The organism is Piscinibacter sp., assembly GCF_050175855.1.
Taxonomy (GTDB): Bacteria; Pseudomonadota; Gammaproteobacteria; order Burkholderiales; family Burkholderiaceae_C; genus Piscinibacter.
The window spans coordinates 1-20,669 of the sequence record NZ_JBFXIO010000012.1; the positions used below are offsets into that span (position 1 = coordinate 1).

Below are 20,669 nucleotides of genomic sequence, written 5' to 3' on the forward strand. Positions count from 1 at the left end.
CCCGTCGGTGGCGAAGAACCCGTTCCTGCAGTTCACGATCAAGGGCGCCAAGGCCGGCGACAAGGTCGCGATCAGCTGGAAGGACAACAAGGGCGACAGCCGCACCGACGAAGCCACCGTCAGCTGAGCGCCGCTTCGCCGCGCTACCGCGCCACCCAGCCGCCGCACACGGGGAAGACCTGGCCCACGAAGCAGTCGGCCGCCCGGCTGCACAGGTAGGCGGCGAACATCGCGTCTTCGCGTGCCGACACGAGGCGGCCCAGCGGCACCTCGCGCGCCAGGCGTTCCTGGAAGCGCGGGTTGGCCTGCACCTGCGGCGGGAAGTAGGTCGGGTTGTCGACGAAGTTCTGCGCGATGGCGTTGACCTGCACGTTGTGCGGCGCCAGTTCCACGCCCACCGCCTGCACGTAGGCCAGTTGCGCGCCGCGCGCCGCGCTGTAGGTCGAGGCACGCTTGATGCCGCGCAGCGCCGAGGCGCTGCCGATCACGAGCACCTTGCCCGAGCGTCGCGCGACCATGGCCGGCGCCGCGGCGCCGACCAGCCGCGGCAGCGGGTCGACCAGGGCGGCGAATACCTCGCGCCATTCCGGCTCGCCCACGTCGAGCGCCGGCGTGGACGGCGCCTCGAAGGCGAGGTTGGCGACCAGCACGTCGATGCGGCCGGCGCCGTCCACCACGCGCCGGGCTGCGTCGGGTTCGGCCAGGGCGTCGGTGCTGGCGATCACCTCGGCACCCTGCTCGGCGAAGACCTCGCACAGCACCGGGCCCATGAAATCGCCGGCCTGCGTGACCAGCACCCGCTGGCCGATGAGCGCGTTCTGCATGGGTCTTCCAGGTGGTCGCAGGCTTGATTCACCGCTTGCGGGCGACGAGCCCGACCAGCGCCGACATGCCGGTGTGCTGCGTGCCTTCGCGCAGTTCGGCCTCGTAGCTCACCAGCTCGAGGATGTCGAGCGCGGCGAAATGCTCGCGCAGCATCGCCTCGGTGTAGAGGTGATCGACCCGCTGCGGTCCTCCGCTGCGGTACTGCAGCTGCTTCGGCGTGTAGCCCTGCAGCACCAGCAGGCCGCCCGGCGCGAGGGTGTGCACCATGTTCGCGAACAGCCGCTCGCGCATCGGCGGGTCGGCGAACTGCACGAAGATCGCCGCGACCACGTCGTACAGCGCCTGCGGCCAGGCGAGCGCGTCGCAGTCGGCCACCGCGAAGTTCACCGCCACGCCGTGTCGCTGCGCCAGCCGGCGCGCCTTGGCCACGCCGGCTTCTGCGATGTCGAAGGCGTCGACGCTCAGGCCGCGCTGCGCCAGCCAGACGCTGTTGCGGCCTTCGCCGTCGGCCACGCACAGGGCGCGCCCGGCGCGCGGCAGCCGCGGGCGCTGGGCGCGCAGGTAGTCGTTCGGCGCCTCGCCGAAGAGCAGCGCCTCGCCGGCGTAGCGCTGATTCCACATCGAGGCGGCATCGGGGAAGCTGGTGTTGGTCATCAGGCAGTGAGCATAGCCGTCACGGCATGGCGCCAGAACATTTGCGCTCGCTCAAGCAGCGCGCCGTGCGATGGTCGCATCGTCGTCGCTCTTCCATGGACTCGACACCGGAGGTGATCGTGAAGACTTCGACGAAGGCGTTGTGGGTGGCATTGATCGCGTTGTGCACGGGCGCGGCGGCGGCGCAAGGCGGCCCCGGGCCGCAGGCCGCCGGTCCAGCCGCCAGCGCACCGCGCATGGGACCGGGTGGCGGCATGGGCCCGGGCGGCGGCATGATGCGCGGCGGGCCGCGCTGGGGCGCCGACTACACCCCCGGCTGGGCCATGATGACCGCGCAGGAGCGCGACCAGCACCGCGAGCAGATGCGCTCGGCCAAGACCTACGAGGAGTGCACCACACTGCGCGACCAGCACCGCGAGCAGATGGCGGCGCGTGCCAAGGAGCGCGGCATCAACATGCCGGCGCAGCCGCGGCGCGACGCCTGCCAGGGCTACAAGCGCTGAGCCGCGGGGGGCGTGCAGCGGCGTCAGCCAGGCGCCAAGCTCGGGCCTTATGCTCGGCGCTTTCGCGCCGAATCCTGGAAGACCCGACCATGTCCACCCGCATCCCTGCCACCCTGATCGCCGGCGACGGCATCGGCCCCGAGATCGTCGATGCCACGCTGGCCGCACTCGACGCGCTGGGCGCCCCGTTCGAGTGGGACGCCCAGGCCGCCGGGCTGGCCGGCATCCAGGCCGCCGGCGACCCGCTGCCGCAGGCCACGCTCGACAGCATCCGCCGCACCCGCCTGGCCCTGAAGGGGCCGCTGGAGACGCCCTCCGGCGGTGGCTACCGCTCGAGCAATGTGCGCCTGCGCGAGGAGTTCAAGCTCTATGCCAACCTGCGCCCGGCACGCACCATCGTGCCCGGCGGCCGCTTCGACAACATCGACCTGGTGGTGGTGCGCGAGAACCTCGAGGGCCTGTACATCGGCCACGAGCACTACGTGCAGATCGACGACGACCCGCACGCCGTGGCCATGGCCACCGGCATCAACACCCGTGCCGGCTGCCGCCACATCCTCGAGTACGCCTTCGAGCACGCCATTGCCACCGGCCGCAAGAAGGTGACCATCGTGCACAAGGCCAACATCATGAAGGCGCTGACCGGCATCTTCAAGGAGACGGCCGAGCAGATGTACGAGGAGAAGTACAAGGGCCAGATCGCGATGGACACGGTCATCGTCGACGCCTGCGCGATGAAGCTGGTGCTCAACCCCTGGCAGTTCGACGTGCTGGTCACCACCAACCTGTTCGGCGACATCCTCTCCGACCTGGTGGCCGGCCTCGTCGGCGGCCTCGGGATGGCGCCCGGCGCCAACATCGGCCGCGACGCGGCGATCTTCGAGGCCGTGCACGGCTCGGCGCCCGACATCGCCGGCCAGGGCAAGGCCAACCCGACGGCGCTGATGCTGGCCGCGGGGCTGATGCTCGACCACGTCAAGCGCAAGGATCTCGGCGACCGCCTGCGCACGGCGATCGACGCCACGCTGAACGTCGACAAGGTGCGCACCGGCGACCTGGGCGGCTCGGCCAGCACGGGCGCCTTCGCGAAGGCGCTGGTCAGCCGCATCGCCAACGGCTGACGACGCGGGGACGGCAGTCGCCCGGCCTCAGTTGATCGCCGCCACCAGCATCGCCTGCAGCGTGGCCTGGCGGTAGTCGCTGCGGTCGTGGCCGACCGGCCCGGCGCCGCGGCGGGACAACGGCCAGGGCGGATCGTTGGCCGCATCGACGGTCAGGTCGATGTCGTCGCCGGCCTGATCGGCGCTCTCGAACAGGTGCAACCGCTGGCCGCGCGCCACGGCGCCGGCCTTGAGCGCCTCCCACAGTTCCGGCGGCGGCCAGCGGTCGCGCGGCGAAGCCACGCGCAGCTCGATGCCGGTCGCGGCGGCGGCGCGCAGCATCGCCTCGCCACAGGGGCTGGTCGGGTCGCCGACGAAGCGCACGCTGAGGCAGTCGAGCGCCTTGCCGCTGTGGTCCTGCATGGCCAGCAGTTCGGCCAGCACGCGCGTCGGGTGGCGCACGTGGCCGAGGCCGTTGAAGACCGGCACGCCGGTCCCGCGGGCGACATCGGCCACCAGCGCCGGAGGCAGTGACTCGCAATCGATCGCGTCGTACAGCCGCCCCAGCATGCGCAGCGTGGCCGAATCGGCGGCCGATCCCGAGATGCGTGCATCGGCCGGGCGCAGGTGCGACACCTGCGCGCCCAGACCCACCGCAGCGCTGTGCAGCCCATCGGCCGCCGGGTCGGGCGCGGTCTCGTGCAGCAGCGCCAGGTTGCGCCCACGCAGCGGCGCTCCCGAGTGGCCGGTTCGCGACACCAGCCGCAGCCGCCGGGCAGTGTCCAGGACATCCCGGATCTCGGCGGGCGACAGGCTTTCCACCGACCACAGGTTTCGATGGTGGATGTTCGGGCGGGCGTACATGATCAGGCTGACACCCTACTCAGGTCGTGTCAGCAAACCTTGATTCCGGTCAAAAATGAGAAAATCCCTCGTCGCTGACACGGCCCTGCGACAGACGGTTTACGCAGCGTTACCTAACGCGAAGCGCCGTTCTCAGTTTGTTTTCGGTCAAGCGGGAGACTCCTCTCCATTGATGAGGAGCAAGCCATGACCGCCAGCATCGAACGCACCGCCCAGACCCGCAGCCAGCACATTGCCGCCTGCCTCGACCTCCTGCGTGACTCGTTGCCGATCCAGCGCCGCGTGGTTCACGCCGGCGACGTTCTCTACCAGGCCGGCGAGCGCTTCACCACGCTGCACGTGCTGAACTCGGGCATGGTCAAGATCGTCAACCTGTCGCCCGATGGCCGCGAGCAGGTGGTGGGCCTTCACTTCCGCGGTGACTGGCTCGGTTTCGACGGCATCGCCACCGAACACTACGGTTGCGACGCGGTCGCGATGGACACCGGCGAGGTCTGGTCGTTCCGCTACGACGCCCTGCTCGAGGCCTGCTCGACCAAGCCGGTTCTCCTGCAGGTGCTGCACGAGGCGATGAGCCGCGAGATCGGTCGCGACCGCGACTCGATGATGTCGCTGTGCACGCTGCCGGCCGACGCCCGCGTGGCCGACTTCCTGCGCAACTGGGCCGAGGCCCTGGCCGAGCGCGGCCTGCGTACCGACCAGATCACCCTGCGCATGACGCGCGCCGAGATCGGCAACTACCTGGGCATGACGCTGGAGACGGTCAGCCGCGCGCTGTCGCGCCTGGCGCGCACCGACGTGATCCGCTTCGCCGAGAAGGGCCGCCGCGAGATCCAGATCCCCAAGGTCGAGGCGCTCGAGCGCTTCATCCAGTCGTGCGTGGCGCCGGCCGCGGCCGCGCAGGGCGGCGCCACAGCCGCCGCCGCGATGATGCACTGACCTTCAGCCGGGCCGGATGCTCGCCAGCGCGCGGGCCATGGCACGGCCCAGTTCGGCACGCGTGTAGGGCTTGCGCAGCAGGTGCCATCCCGACGGTGCCTCCAGCAGCGCACTGGCGTAGCCGCTCATCAGCAGCACCGGCAGTTGCGGCAAGCGCGCGCGCGAGCGCTCTGCCAGCTCGGTGCCGCGCATGCCGGAGCCCAGCGCGATGTCGGTCAGCAGCATGTCGATGCCGCCGCCCGGCCGCAGTTCGTGCAGGGCCTGCTCGGCGCTGGCGCAGGCCGTGACCGAGCAACCGAGCGCGATCAGGAAGCGCTGCGCCACGCTGCGTACTTCCGCGTCGTCTTCCACCAGCAGCACGTGCAGGCCCGGCGGCAGCGCGGCCGGCGCTTCCGCCTCGACGTCGATGCTGGCCGCTTCCGGCTCGCTGGGCAGGAACAGCGTGATCGTCGTGCCCTTGCCCGGCGCGCTGTCCAGCCCCACCGCGCCCTTGGACTGCTTGGCGAAGCCGTAGACGGTGGCCAGGCCGAGCCCGGTGCCGCGCCCGGCGTCCTTGGTGGTGAAGAAAGGCTCGAAGGCGCGCTCGCGCACTTCCTCCGGCATGCCGCAACCGGTGTCGCCGACGGCGATGGCGACATACGAGGTGCCCTCGGCCTCGGCGAGCTCGGCCGGCAGGTCGGGCGAGCGTGCCGGCACCTCGCGGCAGGCGAACCACAGCAGGCCGCCCTCCGGCATGGCGTCGCGCGCGTTGATGGCGATGTTCAGCAGCGCCGATTCCAGCTGCCCGGCGTCGGCCAGCACCGGCGGGCATTCGGCCGGCGCGTCGACCTCGATGCGGATGCGCTGGTCGAGGGTGCGGCGCAGCATGTCGGCCAGTGAGCGCAGCAGCATGCCCGTGTCCAGCGCGGTGGGCTTGAGCACCTGGCGCCGCGAGAAGGCCAGCAGCTTGCTCGTCAGCTCGGCGCCGCGGCGGCTCGCGCGCGAGGCGGCACCGACCAGCTGCTGCGCGAACGGATCGGCGGAGACCGAGGGCAGTTCCTCCAGCACCTGCAGGTTGCCGGAGATCACGGTGAGCAGGTTGTTGAAGTCGTGGGCGATGCCGCCGGTGAGCTGGCCGACGCTTTCCAGCCGCTGCGAATGGTTGAGCTGCTCTTCGGTCTGCGCACGCTGCAGGCTGGTGGCCAGCAGGCTGGCCAGCGAGTCGAGGAAGCGCAGCTCGTCGTCGCCGAATCGTGCCGGCGTGCGGGCGCGCACGGCGATGGCGCCGACGATGCGGCCGCGGTCGTGCAGCGGCACGGCCAGCGCACTGGCCGCGCCGGAGTGCAGCCAGGACGGCGGTACGGTGAAGCGGGTCTCGCGCGCGAGGTCGTCGCAGCGCACCGGCATGGCCTGGGCGAGCACGTAGCCGGGCAGGGTGTCGGGCCGATTGGGCACGTTGTCGCCGGCGCCTTCGCCGGGCGCCGGCGCGGCGCAGGCTGCGACACGAAAGTCCAGCCGGTTGGCCTGCAGCAGGAAGACCGTGGCCGAGGCGGCTTCCAGGCCTTCGATCGCGAACCTCGGCACCTGCTCGATCAGCGACAGCGGGTCGCGCGCGTCGACCGCGAGGCGGCCGAACTGCGCCACCTGCTCGGCGTAGTGCGCACGCTGCAGCGCCTGGCGCACGCGCGGGTAGGCCCCGATGCCGCGGATGGCCGCGACCACGTAGGGCAGGCCGTGCTCCTGCAGCGGGCTCAGCGCGATCTCGACCATCACCTCGCTGCCGTCACGGCGGCGGGCCACGAGGTCCATCTGCGTGCCCATCGGCCGCGGCCGCGGCGATTTGGCATAGGCATCGCGGAAGCCGGCATGGCGCGGGCGGATCGCGTCCGGCACCAGGGCCTCGACGCTCAGGCCGACCAGCGCATCGACGCGATAGTCGAGCAGCTGTGCCGCGACCTCGTTGGCCAGCACGATCCGGCCGTCGGCGTCGGCCACGATCAATCCGTCGGGATAGGCGGCGAACAGCGAGCGGAAGATGCCGTGCTCGTCCAGGCCGGCAGGCAGCGCCCGGCCGATCGGCGGCGGCGCCGGCGTCATTCGGCCACCACCTGCGGGACGAGGATGTAGCCGGCGCCGCGCACCGACTTGATGATCTGCGGATCCTCCGGGTCGACCTCGAGCTTGCGGCGCAGGCGGCCGACCTGCACGTCGATCGTGCGGTCGAACGGGCCGGCGCTGCGGCCACGCGTCTGCTCGAGCAGGTAGTCGCGCGAGAGCACGCGGCCGGGCGCCCGCGCGAATGCGCTGAGCAGGTCGAACTCCCCGCTGGTCAGCGGCATCTCGCGCCCTTGCGAATCGCACAGGCGGCGCGCCGCGGTGTCGAGCAGCCACTGGGCGAAGCGCAGCCGCGAGCGCTCGCCGCCGGACACCGGCGCGGCCGCCGCGACCAGCGGCGCCGGCCGGCTCGGCGCCGGTTCCAGCCGGCGCAGCACGGCCTTGATGCGCGCCACCAGTTCGCGCAGGTCGAAGGGCTTGGTGACGTAGTCGTCGGCACCGACCTCCAGCCCCACCACCTTGTCGATCGCATCGCCGCGGCCGGTCACGATCACCAGGCCGCAGTGCCAGTGCTCGCGCAGCTGCCGCGCGATGGCGAAGCCATCCTCGCCGGGCAGGCCGAGGTCGAGCAGCACCAGGGCAGGCGGATCACGGCCCATCAGCTCCATCAGCGCGCTGCCGGAGTGCAGTGTACTGACGCGGAATCCCTGGCTTTGCAGGTAGTGGCCCAGCAGGCTCGTGATGTCGACTTCGTCGTCGAGCACCGCAAGATGGGTCGGAGTGGTCACGGATGACGGGCGTGGCAAACGGCGATGGGCGACATTAGACACCGCCTTGGCTTACGTCAATCGAAGGCCTGCTTCCGGTGAGACACGGGTTGACGAACGACCCGGTTGCGACTGCGCAATCGAGGCAGTCGTCCTTGCGCGAGCATGGCGGCATGGCGAGCGACCACGATCCCTGGCGCACCGCGTTCGTCGCGGCGGATGTGCTGGCCGTCTCGCACGGCACCGACGCCATGGTGGCGGCGCGCCGCGACGAGAGGCTGCAGGCACTGCTGCACGCCGCGACGGCCTCGCCGTTATGGCGCGAGCGGCTGCAGCACCATCGCGTCGAGCAGGGTCTTCGGGGGCTGCCGCCGGTCGGCAAGCGCGAACTGATGGCGAACTTCGATCGCGGGGCAAGCGATCCGCGGCTCGTGCTGCCGGCGCTGAAGGCCTTCATGGCCGATCCGGCGAACATCGGCACGCCGTTCGAAGGGCGATGGATCGTCTGGGAGAGTTCGGGCAGTTCCGGCGAGCCCGGCCTGTTCGTGCAGGACGCCGCCGCGATGGCGGTGTACGACGCTCTCGAAGGCCTGCGCCGGCCGATGCTGCAGCCGCTGCGGCGCTGGTTCGACCCCTGGCTCCTGCGCGAGCGCATCGCCTTCGTCGGCGCCATCCATGGGCATTTCGCCAGCACGGTCTCGATGCGCCGGCTGGCGCGCCTGCAGCCGGGTTTCGCGGCGCGCACGCTCGCCGTGGACTTCCTGCAGCCGCTGCCGGTCGTGGTGGCGCAGCTGAATGCGTTCGCGCCGAGCGTGCTGGCCACCTACCCCAGCGCGGCCCTGCTGCTCGCCCAGGAAGCACGCGCCGGCCGCCTGCGCGTGGCGCTGGCCGAGGTGTGGACCGGCGGCGAGACGCTCGGCCCGGCGGTGCGTGCCGAAGTCGAGTCGGCCTTCGGCTGCCCGCTGGCCGACAGCTACGGCGCCTCGGAGTTCCTCGCACTGGCCGCTTCCTGCGCGCAGGGCCGGCTTCATCTCAACGCCGACTGGGTCATCCTCGAGCCGGTCGACGCGCGGGGCCGTCCCGTGCCGGCGGGCGTCTGCGGCGACAAGGTCTGGCTGACGAACCTGGCCAACCACGTGCAGCCGCTGCTCCGCTACGAACTCGGCGACCGCGTGACGCTGCACGACACGCCCTGCGCCTGCGGCTCGCCGCTGCCGGTGATCGAGGTGCAGGGACGCAGCGACGACGTGCTCGAGCTGCGCGCCACCGGCGGCCGGCGCGTGCGCCTGCTGCCGCTGGCACTGACCACGGTGATCGAGGAACGCGGCGGCGTCTTCGACTTCCAGCTGGTGCAGGCCGGCGCGCGGGCCTTGCGGCTCGACGTCGCCGCGCCGCACCGCCGCGAGGACGCGCAACGCGCCTGCGATGCCTTGCGCGACTATCTGTCGGAGCAGGGCCTGGGCGGCGTGCGCGTCACCCCGCGATGCGTGGCGGCCGTGCCGGCCGGGCGCAGCGGCAAGCGGCGCCGTGTGATCGCCGGCGCGCCGGCCTGACGCCGGCATACTGCGGGTGATGCGACTTCACCGCCCGCTGCTTGCCCTCGCGATCGCCTTGCTGGCCGGCTGCGCCCAGCCGACGGGTGGATTCCAGCGCGACGGCTTTGCCGTGGCGATGGGGCGGGCGCTGCCCTTTGCCGTCGGCGTCTACGGGGTGGCCGCCGCCGAGCCCGTGGCCGAGGGCGCGGCCCAGGGCGAAGCCGAGCGCGGCGAGCCGCCGATGCCCTACGCGCGTGTCGGCGCCGGCTTCATGATCGACAACGAAGGGCATGTGGTCACCGCCGCGCACGTGGTGACCGACACCGACGAGGTGCTCGTCAAGCTGGCCGACCAGCGCGTGCTGCCGGCCACCCTCGTGGGTGCCGACACCGACCTCGACATCGCGCTGCTGCGCATCGCCAGCCCCGGGCCGGTGGCGCCGCCGCTCGGCCGCGCCACGCAGCTGCGGCCGGGGCACTGGGTGCTCTCGGTGGGTGAGCCGTACGGCCTGAACCGCTCGGTGGCGGCTGGCATCGTCGGCGGCACCGACCGCCACTTCAGCGACGACCCCGAACTGCTCTACCTGCAGACCGACATCGCGCTGAACCCGGGGAACTCCGGCGGGCCGCTGATCAACGCGCAAGGGGAGATCGTCGGCATGAACATCCGCACGGTGGTGGGCGCCTACGGCACGCCGGGCGTGAGCCTGTCGATCCCGATCGAGATCGTGCTGTCCATCGCGGCCGAGATGCGCAGCGGCGGCAGCATCGCGCGCCCGCGCCTCGGCGCGGAGTTCGACGACGTCACCCCGCAGCAGGCCATCGCCAGTGGCCGAGGCACGACGCAGGGCTCGGTGGTTCGCACGGTTCGCCGCGGCAGCCAGGCCGAGCGCATGGGGCTGAAGCCCGACGACGTGATCGTGGCGATGAACGACAAGCCCATCGGCAGCAGCGCCGACCTCGCGCGCATCCTGCTCGGCTGGCGGCAGACCGCCGGCACGAAGCTGGTGGTGCTGCGCGGCGGCGTGGTGCTGACGTTGAAGCTCGACTGAGTCAGAGCCGCCGGCTGTTCGCCAGCTCGAAGCGGCCCTGGCAGGCCGTGCAGCGGATGGCGAAGGGCTCGGCGGCCAGGCGGCGCGTGTCGATGGGTTCGTCGCAGTCCTTGCACAGGCCGTAGCGGCCGGCGTCCAGCCGCGCCAGCGCCTCGCCGATCTCGCGCAGCTCGGCCACGTCGCGCGCCACTTCGGCGTCGTTGATGCCGCTCTCCACCTGCGACTCGGCGTCCTCGCCGCGGTCGGTCGACTCGCGCGCCACGCGGGCCGGGTCGCCGGCGCCGCGCGCACGGGTGGCCTCGACCTCGGCACGCAGACGGCTCTCGCGCTCCTGCAGCGTGGCACGCACCTGGGCGGCGGCGGCGCTGCGCGGGTCGAGCGGGTAGCTGTTCGACATCGTCTTCTCCTCGTTTCGTCAGGGCCATTGTTGGCCGCGGCGGGGCGGGGTCGCTTGACGAAGAGCAATTCGGGCGGCCGGCAGCCACGGCTCCTGCGATGATTCGCGCCATGAGCGACCCGACCCTGCCCTGGCACGCCGACACCCGCGTGCTGCACGACGACGCCGCGCTGGCCGACGAGGCCAGCGTGGTCGCCCCCATCCACTACAGCGCCACCTTCCGCGCGCGCGACGCTGCCGAGTTTGCCGAGATGGCCAATCGCCCACGCCACGCGGCCTACTACACGCGCTACGGCAACCCAGTGCACGAGCGCGTGGCGGCCATCCTCGCCGGCCTCGAAGGCACCGAGACGGCGATGCTCACCGGCTCGGGCATGGGCGCGATCAGCACCACGGTGCTGGCGCTGGTCTCGGCCGGCGATCACGTGGTGGCGCAGACCCGCCACTACATGAGCACCGCCAAGCTGTTCGACGAGGTGCTGCCGCGATTCGGTGTCAGCGCCACGCTGGTGGAGCAGAGCGACGTCGAGGCGATCCGCGCCGCCGTTCGCCCGGAGACGAAGCTGATCATGCTGGAGACGCCGGCCAACCCGACGCTGGTGCTGACCGACCTGGGGGCGGTGGCCACGCTCGCCCGCGAGCGTGGCATCACCACGGTCTGCGACAACACCTTCGCCTCGCCGCTGAACCAGCAGCCGCACGCGCTGGGCATCGACATCGTGGTGCACAGCGCCACCAAGATCCTCGGCGGGCATCACGACCTCACCGCCGGCGCGATCTGCTGCTCGAACGATCTGGCCGAGAAGATCTGGCGCATGCACATCACGCTCGGCTCGGTGCTCAGCCCGATGGACGCCTGGCTGCTGCTGCGCGGCCTGCGCACGCTGGCCCTGCGGGTGGAGCGCATCAATGCCAACGCGCTGCAGCTGGCGCGCTGGCTGGAGGCGCAGCCGCAGGTGGAGCGTGTGCACTATCCGGGGCTGGAGAGCCACCCGCAGCACGCGCTGGCGAAGCGGCAGATGAAGGGCGGCGGCCCGGTGATTGCCTTCGCGGTGAAGGGCGGCTACGAGGCCACGAGCCGCTTCGTCGCCGCGCTGCAGTTGCCGACGCACGCGGTGAGCCTGGGCGGCGTCGAGTCGCTGATCGTGCACACCGCGGCGATGTGGGCCGGCACGATGAACGAGGCGCAGATGCGCGCTGCCGGCATCCCGCCCAACTTCGTGCGCTTCTCGGTCGGCCTGGAGCATCCGGACGACCTGCAGCGCGACCTGGCCCAGGCCCTGTCCCGTTCGGAGAACAACCGATGAGCAGTTCGACCCCCGTCATCCTGATCACCGGCGCGGCCGGCGCGCTCGGCCGCGCGGTCGCGCAGCGCCTCGGCGGCGAAGGCGCACGCCTGATGCTGCTCGACCGCAATGCGGCGGTGCTGAAGCAGATCTTCCCGCAGGCGGCCTTCGCCGAGGCGGTGGACATCACCGACGAAGCGGCGGTCGAGGCCACCGTGCAGCGCGCACTGGCCGCGCTCGGCCGGCTCGACGCGGTGGTGCACGTGGCCGGCGGCTTCGAGATGGGCGAGACAGTCGATGCGCTCAGCCGTGCATCCTGGGAGCGCATGATGGCGCTCAACGCTTGGTCGTTCGTCGCGCTCGCCCGCGCTTGCGTGCCGGCGATGAAGCGCCAGGGCGGCGGCTGCCTGGTGGCCGTGAGCGCGGCGGCGGCCGGCGGCGGGCAGGCGCTCAAGGGCGCCTACATCGCTTCCAAGAGCGCGCTGCAGCGGCTGGTGGAGACGCTGGCGGCGGAACTGGCCGGCAGCGGCATCCGCGTCAACAGCGTCGCGCCGACCACGCTGGACACGCCGGCCAACCGCACCGCCATGCCCGATGCCGACCGCTCGGCCTGGGTGAGCCTCGACTCGGCAGCGGACGCCATCGCCTTCCTCGCCACGCCGGCCGGCGCGGCGGTGAATGGCCAGCACCTGAAGCTCGGCTGATCAGGCGTCGGGATAGAGCCCGTGCACGCGGCCGAACAGCCGCGTGAGGCCGAACAGCGCGTCGACGTTCGGCGCCGGCTGGCCGATCCGCCGGGCGATCTCGTGCACCGCGCCGACGATCGCGTCGAGCTCGATGGCCCGGCCGGCCTGCACGTCCTGCAGCATCGAGCTGCGGAAGGCGCCAAGCTTGCGGGTGATCTGGTGGCGGTCTTCCGGGCTCTGCGCGATCGCGCAGCCGATGCGAGCGCCGATGGCGGCCACCTCGCCCATCGCTGCCGAGCAGAAGGCACGCACCAGCGGGTCGTCGAGGATGCGGTCGGCGGTGGCGCCGGTGATCGCGCTGACCGGGTTGATGGTCAGGTTGCCCCACAGCTTGTACCAGACGTCCTGGCGGATGTTCGCCGACGCCGTGGCCTCGAAGCCGGCATGGGCGAGCAGGGCGGTGACGCGCTGTGCACGATCGCTGACGCCGCTGGCCGGCTCACCGACGATCAGGCCCTGGCCCATGCGGTGCTCGACGAGCCCCGGCTCGGCGGTCGACGTGCTGGCATGCACCACGCCGCCGAGCACGCTGTCGAAGGGAAGGGCGGCACCGATGACGCCGCCGGGATCGACCGATTCCAGCGGCGCGTCGCCCACGCCGGGCACGCCGCGCAGGAACCACCACGGCACGCCGTTCATCGCCGGCAGCACCACGGTGCGCGGCCCGAGCAGCGGCGCGAGCGCCGGGGCGAGCGCGGGCAGCGCCTGGCCCTTGAGGGCGATGATCACCAGGTCCTGCGGCCCGAGCTCGGCCGCGCTGTCGCTCGCGGTGGCCGGTGCCTGCTGCAAGTCGCCGCCGATGCGAAGCCGCCAGCCCTGCGTGCGCAGCGCGGCCAGCGTGGCGCCGCGTGCCAGCGCGCTCACCTGCGCCTGGCCGGCGCGTGCCAGCCGCGTGCCGATGAAACCGCCGATCGCGCCGGCGCCGACGATGCAGACCTTCATGCGCGCCTCAGGCCAGCAGCGCTGCGATCGCCCGGCCGACGTCGGCCGTGCCGGCCGTGCCGCCGATGTCGCGCGTCTTCGGCGCGTGCGGATCGGCCAGCAGCTTCTCGATGGCCGCCAGCACCTCGGCTGCCGCCTCGGCGTGGCCGAGGTGCTCGAGCATCATGCCGCCCGACCAGATCATGCCGATCGGGTTGGCGATGAACTTGCCGGCGATGTCCGGCGCCGAGCCGTGCACCGGCTCGAACAGCGAGGGGAACCTGCGGTCCGGGTTGATGTTGGCGCTCGGCGCGATGCCGATCGTGCCGGTGCAGGCCGGCCCGAGGTCGGAGAGGATGTCGCCGAACAGGTTGCTCGCCACCACCACGTCGAACCAGTCCGGGTGCAGCACGAAGTTCGCGGTGAGGATGTCGATGTGGTACTTGTCGACCTTCACCTCCGGGTAGCCCTTGGCCATCGCCGCCACGCGCTCGTCCCAGTAGGGCATGGTGATGGCGATGCCGTTGCTCTTGGTGGCCGAGGTCAGGTGCTTCTTCGGCCGCTTGTTGGCCAGCTCGAAGGCGTAGCGCAGCACGCGGTCGACGCCGGTGCGTGTCATCACCGTCTCCTGGATGACCACCTCGCGGTCGGTGCCCTCGAACATGCGGCCGCCGACGCTGGAGTATTCGCCCTCGGTGTTCTCGCGCACCACGTAGAAGTCGATCTCGCCCGGCTGGCGCGCGCGGCCCGTGCGGTCGACCAGCGGCGAGGGGATGCCCGGCATCAACCGGCAGGGGCGCAGGTTGACGTACTGGTCGAAGTCGCGGCGGAACTTCAGCAGCGAGCCCCACAGCGAGATGTGGTCGGGCACGGTGGCCGGCCAGCCGATCGCGCCGAAGTAGATCGCGTCCATGGGTGCGAGCTGATCGAACCAGTCGTCCGGCATCATCTGCCCGTGCTTCGCGTACCAGTCGCAGCTGGCCCAGTCGATGTGCTTCCACTCGAAGCGGATGCCGTGACGGCTGCCGACGGCCTCGAGCACTCGCAGGCCCTCGGGCATCACTTCCTTGCCGATGCCGTCGCCGGGGATCACGGCGATGCGGTAGGTCTTGCTCATGGCGGGTTCTCCGTTCAGGCTGGCGATTGTCGGCGCAGCCGGGCCACGTGCAGGTACGCAGCATCCACACCCTGAGCGGCGATGCGCGCCGGTGTCGGCTCGCCGCGGACCCAGGCGGCACAGAGTTCGCCCATGGCCGGTGCGGTCTGGATGCCGTAGCCGCCCTGCGCGGCGCACCAGAAGAAGCCTTCGGCGAGCGGGTCGAAGCCGGCGACGAGGTCGCCGTCGGCCACGAAGCTGCGCAGCCCTGCCCAGGTGTGGCTGGGCCGGCGGATGGTCAACGTGGTCATCTCTTCGATGCGCGCGATGCCCAGGGCGATGTCGAGCTCCTCGGGGCGCACGTCGTGCGGCTCGACCGGGTCGGCATTGGCCGGCGATCCGAGCAGCACGCCAGCGTCGGGCTTGAAGTACCAGCCTTCGGCTTCGTCGACGCCGCAGACGCAGGGCCAGCGGGTGATGTCCTGATCGGCAGGCGGCGCGAACAGGAAGGCCGCGCGGCGCTTCGGCTGCAGGCCGATGGCCGGCAGGCCGGCCAGCACCGCCAGCCGATCGGCCCAGGCGCCGGCGGCGTTGACGACGACCGGAGCGCGCCACTCGCCGGCCTCGGTACGCAGCCGCCACGCGCCGCCATGGTGCTCGATGGCGACGACGCGCTCGTCGGTGACGAGGCGTGCGCCGTGGCCCCTGGCGCGACGCAGAAAGCCCTGGTGAAGCGCGTTCACGTCGAGGTCGGTGGCGTCGGGGTCGAGCACCGCGCCGTCGACCTGTGCGGGCCGCAGCACCGGCACCCGCTCGATCGCCTCGGTGGCGGCAAGCCGGCGCAGGTTCGGCGCGTCCGGCGCGAGTTCGGCGGCCAGCGCGTCGAGCGCGTCGCGCTGCGCAGGCGTGCCGACGTACATCGCGCCGCGCGGCGCCAGCAGCGGCGCCGCCGCGAAGCCCTCGGGCGGCGCCTCGAAGAACGCGCGGCTGGCGCGCGTGAGTGCGCGGATCGTCGGCGTGCCGTAGCTTTCCATGAACATCGCCGCCGAGCGGCCGGTGCTGTGGTAGCCCGGCTGCGATTCGGCTTCGAGCAGCACCACCTTGTGCGTCGGAGCGAGAAAGGCAGCGACCGAGGCCCCGGCGATGCCGGCGCCGACGATCAGCACGTCGGTGTCGTGGGTCATGCCGCCATGCTAGCCGCGGCTGGCAGAATTCCGGCCCGATGAGCAAGGCCTTCACCAAGGAAACCGACGGCAGCGACGACGAGGAAGACGTCGCCCTGCCGGCGCTGCCGCAGGGCACCAAGAACTACGTGACCCCACAGGGCTACGCGCGGCTGCGCGCCGAGCTGATGACCCTGCTCGACGAGGAGCGGCCGAAGGTGGTGGAGGTGGTGTCGTGGGCCGCCAAGAACGGTGACCGTTCGGAGAACGGCGACTACCTCTACGGCAAGAAGCGCCTGCGCGAGATCGACCGCCGCATCCGCTTCCTCACCAAGCGACTGGACATTGCCGAGGTGGTCGATCCGTCGGCGCACCACGGCCACGACCAGGTGTTCTTCGGCGCCACCGTCACCTACGCGAACCAGAAGGGCGACGAGCGCACCATCACCATCAAGGGCATCGACGAGGCCGACAACCAGAAGGGCGAGGTGAGCTGGATCGCGCCGATCGCGCGGGCACTGCTCAAGGCGCGGGTCGGCGACGAGGTGACGCTGCAGGCGCCGGGCGGCGTCGAGCGCATCGAGGTGGTGGAAGTGAATTATCCGAAGCCCGGCGCGGCCTAGGGCTTCACGCGCGAGACGCGCAGCACCGACGCCTGGCGCTTGAGCGTGCGCATCACCTCGGCCAGGTGCAGTCGGTCACGCACCGACAGCAGCAGGCGCAGCTCGCTGGTCTGCGCGGCGCGCTCGTCGCCCATGTCGATGTGGGTGATGTCGGCCTCGGCCGAGGCCACCGCCGAGGCCACCTCGGCGAGCACGCCCTTGCCGTTCTTCAGCAGCACGTTGATCGCTGTCTCGAAGGCGCGCACCGGCTGCTCGGCCCATTCCACCGTCATCCAGCGCTCGCTGTCGCGCTCGAACAGCCGCTTGCCGACGCTGCAGTCGGCGGTGTGCACGGTCAGACCCTCGCCGCGGCCGAGGTAGCCGACGATCGCGTCGCCCGGGATCGGGCGGCAGCAGGGCGCAAGCTGCACCGAGGCGCCCTCGCTGCCGTCGATCTGCACCATGCCCTGCATCGGCGCGTTCTCGTCGCTGGCGTAGCGGCCGAGCGTCAGCGTGAGCGCATCGGGGCGCTGGCCTTCCTCGGCGAGCAGCCGGGCGATGCGCTTGGCCACGATGCTGGCGATCTTGCGGCCCAGGCCCAGGTCGGTGAGCAGCTCGGCGCGGTTGCGGTTGCCGCTCCAGCGGGTGATCTGCTGCCACAGCGCGGCATGTGCCTCGCTCTCGTCGGGCAGTTGCAGGCCTTCGGCACGCAGCGCCTGCGCGAGCATCTTCTCGCCCAGGTCCTGCGACTCCTCCTGCTCCATCGTCTTCAGGTAGTGGCGGATCTTCGAGCGCGCCCGGCCGGTGCGCACGAAGTTCAGCCAGGCCGGGTTGGGCCGCGCGTTGGGCGCGCTGACGATCTCCACCACGTCGCCGCTGCGCAGCTCGGTGCGCAGCGCCACCGGCTCGCCGTTGACCCTGGCGGCCACGCAGTGGTCGCCGACATCGGAGTGGATCGCGTAGGCGAAGTCCACCGGCGTGGCGCCGCGCGGCAGGGCGAGGATCTTCGACTTGGGCGTGAAGACGTAGACCGAGTCGGGGAACAGGTCGATCTTGACGTGCTCGAGGAACTCGCTGGCGTCGCGCGTCTCGTCCTGGATGTCGATCAGCGACTGCAGCCACATCGCGCCCAGGCGCTGCGCATCCTGCGGGTTGGCGCCGGCGCCCTTGGCCTTGTACATCCAGTGCGCCGCGATGCCCTTCTCGGCCACCGCGTGCATCTGCTCGGTGCGGATCTGGAACTCCACCGCCGTACCCAGCGGGCTGACCAGCGTGGTGTGCAGCGACTGGTAGCCGTTGGCCTTGGGGATCGCGATGTAGTCCTTGAAGCGGCCGGGCATCGGCTTGTAGAGCTGGTGCAGCACGCCCATCGCCTGGTAGCACTCCAGCAGCGTGCCAACGACGATGCGGAAGCCGAAGATGTCGCTCACCTGGGCGAAGCTCAGACGCTTGTCGTTCATCTTCCTGTAGATCGAGAACAGCGTCTTCTCGCGGCCGTACACCTGCACCGCGAGCTTGTGCTGGGCGAACGACTTCTCCACCTCCTTCTGGATGCGCTCGACCACGTCGCGCCGGTAGCCGCGCGCCTTCTGCACGGCCTTGGACAGCGCGGCGTGCCGCCACGGCCGCAGGTGCTGGAACGAGAGCTCCTGCAGTTCGCGGTAGGTCTGGTTCAGGCCGAGGCGGTGAGCGATGGGGGCGTAGATCTCCAGCGTCTCGCCGGCGATGCGCACGCGCTTGTTGGCCGCCATGGCCTCCATCGTGCGCATGTTGTGCAGCCGGTCGGCCAGCTTGATGAGGATGACGCGCACGTCGCGTGCCATCGCCAGCAGCATCTTGCGGAAGGATTCGGCCTGCGACTCCTCGCGGGTGGAGAAGCGCAGCTTGTCGAGCTTGGTCAGGCCGTCGACGAGGTCGGCGGTGGGCGCGCCGAAGCGCTCGATCAGCTCGGACTTCGGGATGCCGCAGTCCTCCATCGCGTCGTGCATCAGCGCAGCCATGATGGCCTGCACGTCGAGCTTCCACTCGGCGCACAGCCCGGCCACCGCGATGGGATGGGTGATGTAGGGCTCGCCGCTGGCGCGGAACTGGCCGAGGTGGGCCTCGTCGGCGAATCGGTAGGCCTCGCGCACGCGCTTGATGTCGGCGGCGTCGAGGTAATCGAGCTTGGAGGTCAGCGCAGCGAAGGAGGCCGCGGCGGCGTCGGCCGTGAGCTGCTTGGGCGCAGTGGCACCGCGACGGGCCGGCGAGGCCGTCGTGTCGTGCAGTGCATCGGGGGAGCGGGCGCCCATGTCCGGAATTTAACAGGCCGCTGCGCGGCCCGTCGGGGCAGCGACGGCCCGGGGAGGGCCGCCTGGGGTCAATTCGAGGTCAGACCGGGACCTTGCGCAGCATCTCGACGCCGACTTCGCCGGCGGCGATCTCGCGCAGCGCGGTGACGCCGGGCTTGTTCTTCGTCTCGATCTTCGGGGCGTGGCCCTGGCTCAGCATGCGCGCGCGGTAGGTGGCGGCCAGCACGAGCTGGAAGCGGTTCGGAACCTTCTGCAGGCAATCTTCGACGGTGATGCGGGCCATGGGCTCTCCGGGAAATCAGATCAGGTCGAGCGCGGCGAACACCTGGGACTTGTTGCGGCGCTGCGCAGCGTACTTGAGTCGCTGCGAGTGGACGACGGTCTTCAGGTCGAAAAGCGCCGTCTCGAACAGGGCATTGATTATAACGAAGTCGAAGTGCCGGGCCTGCGCCACCTCTTCGCGGGCATTGGCCATACGCTGCTCGATCACCTCCGCGCCGTCCTCGCCGCGGCGCATGAGGCGCTGGCGAAGCTCCTCCCAGCTCGGCGGCAGGATGAAGATCAGCACCGCGTGCGGAAACAGCCTCTTGATCTGCACCGCGCCCTGCCAGTCGATCTCCAGCACCACGTCCTGCCCGCCGGCAATGCGCGACTCGATCGCCGCGCGCGAGGTCCCGTACAGGTTGCCGTGCACCTCGGCCCACTCGAAGAAGTCGCCGGCGGCGATCTTGGCGCGGAACTCCGCCTCGTCGATGAAGTGGTACTCGCGGCCGGGCTGCTCCTGCCCGCGCGGCTTGCGCGTGGTGTGCGAGATCGACACCGCCAGGTGCGAATCGAGCTCGAGCAGGGCCTTGACGAGGCTGGACTTGCCTGCGCCGCTCGGGGCGGCGACGACGAACAGGTTGCCGGGATAGTCGTCGGAGTTCATTCGATGTTCTGCACCTGCTCGCGCAGCTGTTCGATCGCGACCTTCATCTCGACCGAGATGTTCGTGAGCTCCAGCGACGCCGCCTTGGAAGCCAGCGTGTTGGCCTCGCGCAGCAGTTCCTGGATGAGGAAGTCGAGCCGCTTGCCGACTTCGCCGCCGGCCTTCAGCAATCGCTCGATCTCGTCGAGGTGGGCGCGCAGGCGGGCGAGTTCCTCGGCCACGTCGATGCGGATGGCGTAGGCTGCGGCCTCGTTGATCGCGCGCTCCTGCAGCGCCTCGCGCGGCACGGTGTTGGCGGCGTCGGCCACGGCCAGCGCTTCCTGCCAGCGCTCGAGAAAGCGCTGCTGCTGGCGTTGCACCACCGCCGGCACCAGCGGCTCGGCCTGTGCGGCGAGTTCGCGCAGCCGGCGCACCCGCTCCATCAGGATGGCTGCCAGGCGCGCGCCTTCGCGCGAGCGGGCCTCGCGCAGCCCGGCGATGCAGCGCTTCGCGGCTTCCAGCGCGGCATCGTCCAGGCGCGGCGCGCCGCTGCCGCCCTTGCACCACTGCAGGATCTCGTGCACCGACAGGCCTTGCGCCTTGGGCATCCAGCCCTGCACCGTGCTCTCCAGCCGGGCGAGCCGGTTGAGCTGCTCGGGCTGAGGCTGCGGCCAGGCGGTGTCGGTCTCGACGTGCGCGTTCAGGCGCAGTTCGACCTTGCCGCGGCGGAAGGCGGCACCCACCAGGTCGCGCATCGCGGGTTCGAGGGCGCGGAATTCGTCAGGCAGGCGCAGGACGAGGTCGAGGAAACGACTGTTGACACTTCGCAGCTCCACGGTCACGGAGCCGGCGGAAGAAGGCGCGCGCGGCGTGCCAGTTTCCGCACTTCCGGCTTCGTCGCCCGGGGCGGCGGGCCCCGCAGTGGCACTGGCGTAGCCGGTCATGCTGTAGACTGCCATTCGCCCTTTTCCCCTCGAAAAACGCGATT

At 71.2% G+C, this 20,669-nt stretch carries 22 protein-coding genes; 9 read left to right on the forward strand and 13 right to left on the reverse strand.

Annotated features, from left to right (window positions below; genetic code table 11):
- The coding region (locus tag AB7U92_RS02110) for a thiosulfate oxidation carrier complex protein SoxZ (protein WP_428574296.1) at positions 1–127 on the forward strand (127 nt) is incomplete at its 5' end.
- Between the two features lie 16 nt (positions 128–143).
- On the opposite strand, the gene AB7U92_RS02115 is transcribed toward AB7U92_RS02110, so the two are convergent.
- Both AB7U92_RS02115 and AB7U92_RS02120 read right to left on the reverse strand, forming a co-directional pair.
- Positions 144–824 (reverse strand): SDR family oxidoreductase, encoded by a 681-nt coding sequence (locus AB7U92_RS02115; protein ID WP_428574241.1) that lies wholly within the window; start codon positions 822–824, stop codon positions 144–146.
- A 28-nt stretch (positions 825–852) separates the two neighbouring features.
- Complete coding sequence (locus AB7U92_RS02120; protein WP_428574243.1) at positions 853–1,479, reverse strand: class I SAM-dependent methyltransferase; 627 nt, start codon at positions 1,477–1,479, stop codon at positions 853–855.
- Positions 1,480–1,598: 119 nt separating this feature from the next.
- Between AB7U92_RS02120 and AB7U92_RS02125 the strand changes: the two genes are divergently transcribed.
- On the forward strand, positions 1,599–1,982 hold the full coding sequence (locus AB7U92_RS02125) for a hypothetical protein (protein WP_428574245.1): 384 nt from the start codon (positions 1,599–1,601) through the stop codon (positions 1,980–1,982).
- A gap of 89 nt (positions 1,983–2,071) precedes the next feature.
- A complete protein-coding gene (locus AB7U92_RS02130) occupies positions 2,072–3,103 on the forward strand; it encodes an isocitrate/isopropylmalate dehydrogenase family protein (protein ID WP_428574247.1) in 1,032 nt (343 codons plus the stop codon).
- Positions 3,104–3,130: 27 nt separating this feature from the next.
- On the opposite strand, the gene AB7U92_RS02135 is transcribed toward AB7U92_RS02130, so the two are convergent.
- Entirely contained in the window at positions 3,131–3,946 is an 816-nt protein-coding gene (locus tag AB7U92_RS02135; protein WP_428574249.1) for a hypothetical protein, read from the reverse strand.
- A 186-nt stretch (positions 3,947–4,132) separates the two neighbouring features.
- On the opposite strand from AB7U92_RS02135, the gene AB7U92_RS02140 reads away from it, so the two are divergent.
- Positions 4,133–4,885, forward strand: a complete 753-nt coding sequence (locus AB7U92_RS02140) for a Crp/Fnr family transcriptional regulator (protein WP_428574251.1) — start codon at positions 4,133–4,135, stop codon at positions 4,883–4,885.
- 3 nt (positions 4,886–4,888) lie between these two features.
- On the opposite strand, the gene AB7U92_RS02145 is transcribed toward AB7U92_RS02140, so the two are convergent.
- On the reverse strand, positions 4,889–6,961 hold the full coding sequence (locus AB7U92_RS02145) for an ATP-binding protein (protein WP_428574253.1): 2,073 nt from the start codon (positions 6,959–6,961) through the stop codon (positions 4,889–4,891).
- Complete coding sequence (locus AB7U92_RS02150; protein WP_428574255.1) at positions 6,958–7,707, reverse strand: response regulator; 750 nt, start codon at positions 7,705–7,707, stop codon at positions 6,958–6,960. Before AB7U92_RS02150 ends, AB7U92_RS02145 begins: the two co-directional genes overlap by 4 nt.
- A 152-nt stretch (positions 7,708–7,859) precedes the next feature.
- Between AB7U92_RS02150 and AB7U92_RS02155 the strand changes: the two genes are divergently transcribed.
- On the forward strand, positions 7,860–9,239 hold the full coding sequence (locus AB7U92_RS02155; protein ID WP_428574257.1) for a phenylacetate--CoA ligase family protein: 1,380 nt from the start codon (positions 7,860–7,862) through the stop codon (positions 9,237–9,239).
- Positions 9,240–9,258: 19 nt separating this feature from the next.
- Positions 9,259–10,272, forward strand: coding sequence for a S1C family serine protease (locus tag AB7U92_RS02160; protein WP_428574259.1), 1,014 nt, complete (start codon positions 9,259–9,261; stop codon positions 10,270–10,272).
- Position 10,273: 1 nt separating this feature from the next.
- On the opposite strand, the gene AB7U92_RS02165 is transcribed toward AB7U92_RS02160, so the two are convergent.
- Positions 10,274–10,669: a TraR/DksA family transcriptional regulator gene (locus tag AB7U92_RS02165; protein ID WP_428574261.1), complete on the reverse strand. Its 396-nt coding sequence runs from the start codon at positions 10,667–10,669 to the stop codon at positions 10,274–10,276.
- A 110-nt stretch (positions 10,670–10,779) separates the two neighbouring features.
- Here AB7U92_RS02165 and AB7U92_RS02170 point away from each other — a divergent pair, with 110 nt between their 5' ends.
- Entirely contained in the window at positions 10,780–11,976 is a 1,197-nt protein-coding gene (locus AB7U92_RS02170) for a trans-sulfuration enzyme family protein (RefSeq protein ID WP_428574263.1), read from the forward strand.
- On the forward strand, positions 11,973–12,659 hold the full coding sequence (locus AB7U92_RS02175; RefSeq protein ID WP_428574265.1) for an SDR family NAD(P)-dependent oxidoreductase: 687 nt from the start codon (positions 11,973–11,975) through the stop codon (positions 12,657–12,659). The genes AB7U92_RS02170 and AB7U92_RS02175 overlap by 4 nt, the downstream gene beginning before the upstream one ends.
- Here the strand turns inward: AB7U92_RS02175 and AB7U92_RS02180 are convergent, their stop codons facing one another.
- Genes AB7U92_RS02180 through AB7U92_RS02190 form a run of 3 tightly spaced genes read right to left on the reverse strand, consistent with a single transcriptional unit; the run spans position 12,660 to position 15,902 of the window.
- On the reverse strand, positions 12,660–13,643 hold the full coding sequence (locus AB7U92_RS02180; protein WP_428574267.1) for a 2-dehydropantoate 2-reductase: 984 nt from the start codon (positions 13,641–13,643) through the stop codon (positions 12,660–12,662).
- 7 nt (positions 13,644–13,650) lie between these two features.
- The gene (locus tag AB7U92_RS02185) at positions 13,651–14,739 is read right to left on the reverse strand and encodes a tartrate dehydrogenase (protein WP_428574269.1); all 1,089 of its coding nucleotides are present in this window, start codon (positions 14,737–14,739) and stop codon (positions 13,651–13,653) included.
- Positions 14,740–14,753: 14 nt separating this feature from the next.
- The gene (locus AB7U92_RS02190) at positions 14,754–15,902 is read right to left on the reverse strand and encodes an NAD(P)/FAD-dependent oxidoreductase (protein ID WP_428574271.1); all 1,149 of its coding nucleotides are present in this window, start codon (positions 15,900–15,902) and stop codon (positions 14,754–14,756) included.
- A gap of 38 nt (positions 15,903–15,940) precedes the next feature.
- On the opposite strand from AB7U92_RS02190, the gene greB reads away from it, so the two are divergent.
- Positions 15,941–16,504: a transcription elongation factor GreB gene (gene greB, locus AB7U92_RS02195; protein ID WP_428574273.1), complete on the forward strand. Its 564-nt coding sequence runs from the start codon at positions 15,941–15,943 to the stop codon at positions 16,502–16,504.
- Here the strand turns inward: greB and AB7U92_RS02200 are convergent.
- From AB7U92_RS02200 to AB7U92_RS02215, 4 genes are all read right to left on the reverse strand, one after another.
- A complete protein-coding gene (locus AB7U92_RS02200; protein WP_428574275.1) occupies positions 16,501–18,774 on the reverse strand; it encodes a RelA/SpoT family protein in 2,274 nt (757 codons plus the stop codon). The genes greB and AB7U92_RS02200 overlap by 4 nt on opposite strands.
- A gap of 79 nt (positions 18,775–18,853) precedes the next feature.
- Positions 18,854–19,057, reverse strand: coding sequence for a DNA-directed RNA polymerase subunit omega (gene rpoZ / locus AB7U92_RS02205; protein ID WP_293435029.1), 204 nt, complete (start codon positions 19,055–19,057; stop codon positions 18,854–18,856).
- Positions 19,058–19,072: 15 nt separating this feature from the next.
- Positions 19,073–19,702, reverse strand: coding sequence for a guanylate kinase (gmk, locus tag AB7U92_RS02210; RefSeq protein ID WP_428574278.1), 630 nt, complete (start codon positions 19,700–19,702; stop codon positions 19,073–19,075).
- Positions 19,699–20,640: a YicC/YloC family endoribonuclease gene (locus AB7U92_RS02215; RefSeq protein ID WP_428574280.1), complete on the reverse strand. Its 942-nt coding sequence runs from the start codon at positions 20,638–20,640 to the stop codon at positions 19,699–19,701. The genes gmk and AB7U92_RS02215 overlap by 4 nt, the downstream gene beginning before the upstream one ends.
- Positions 20,641–20,669: the final 29 nt, after the last annotated feature.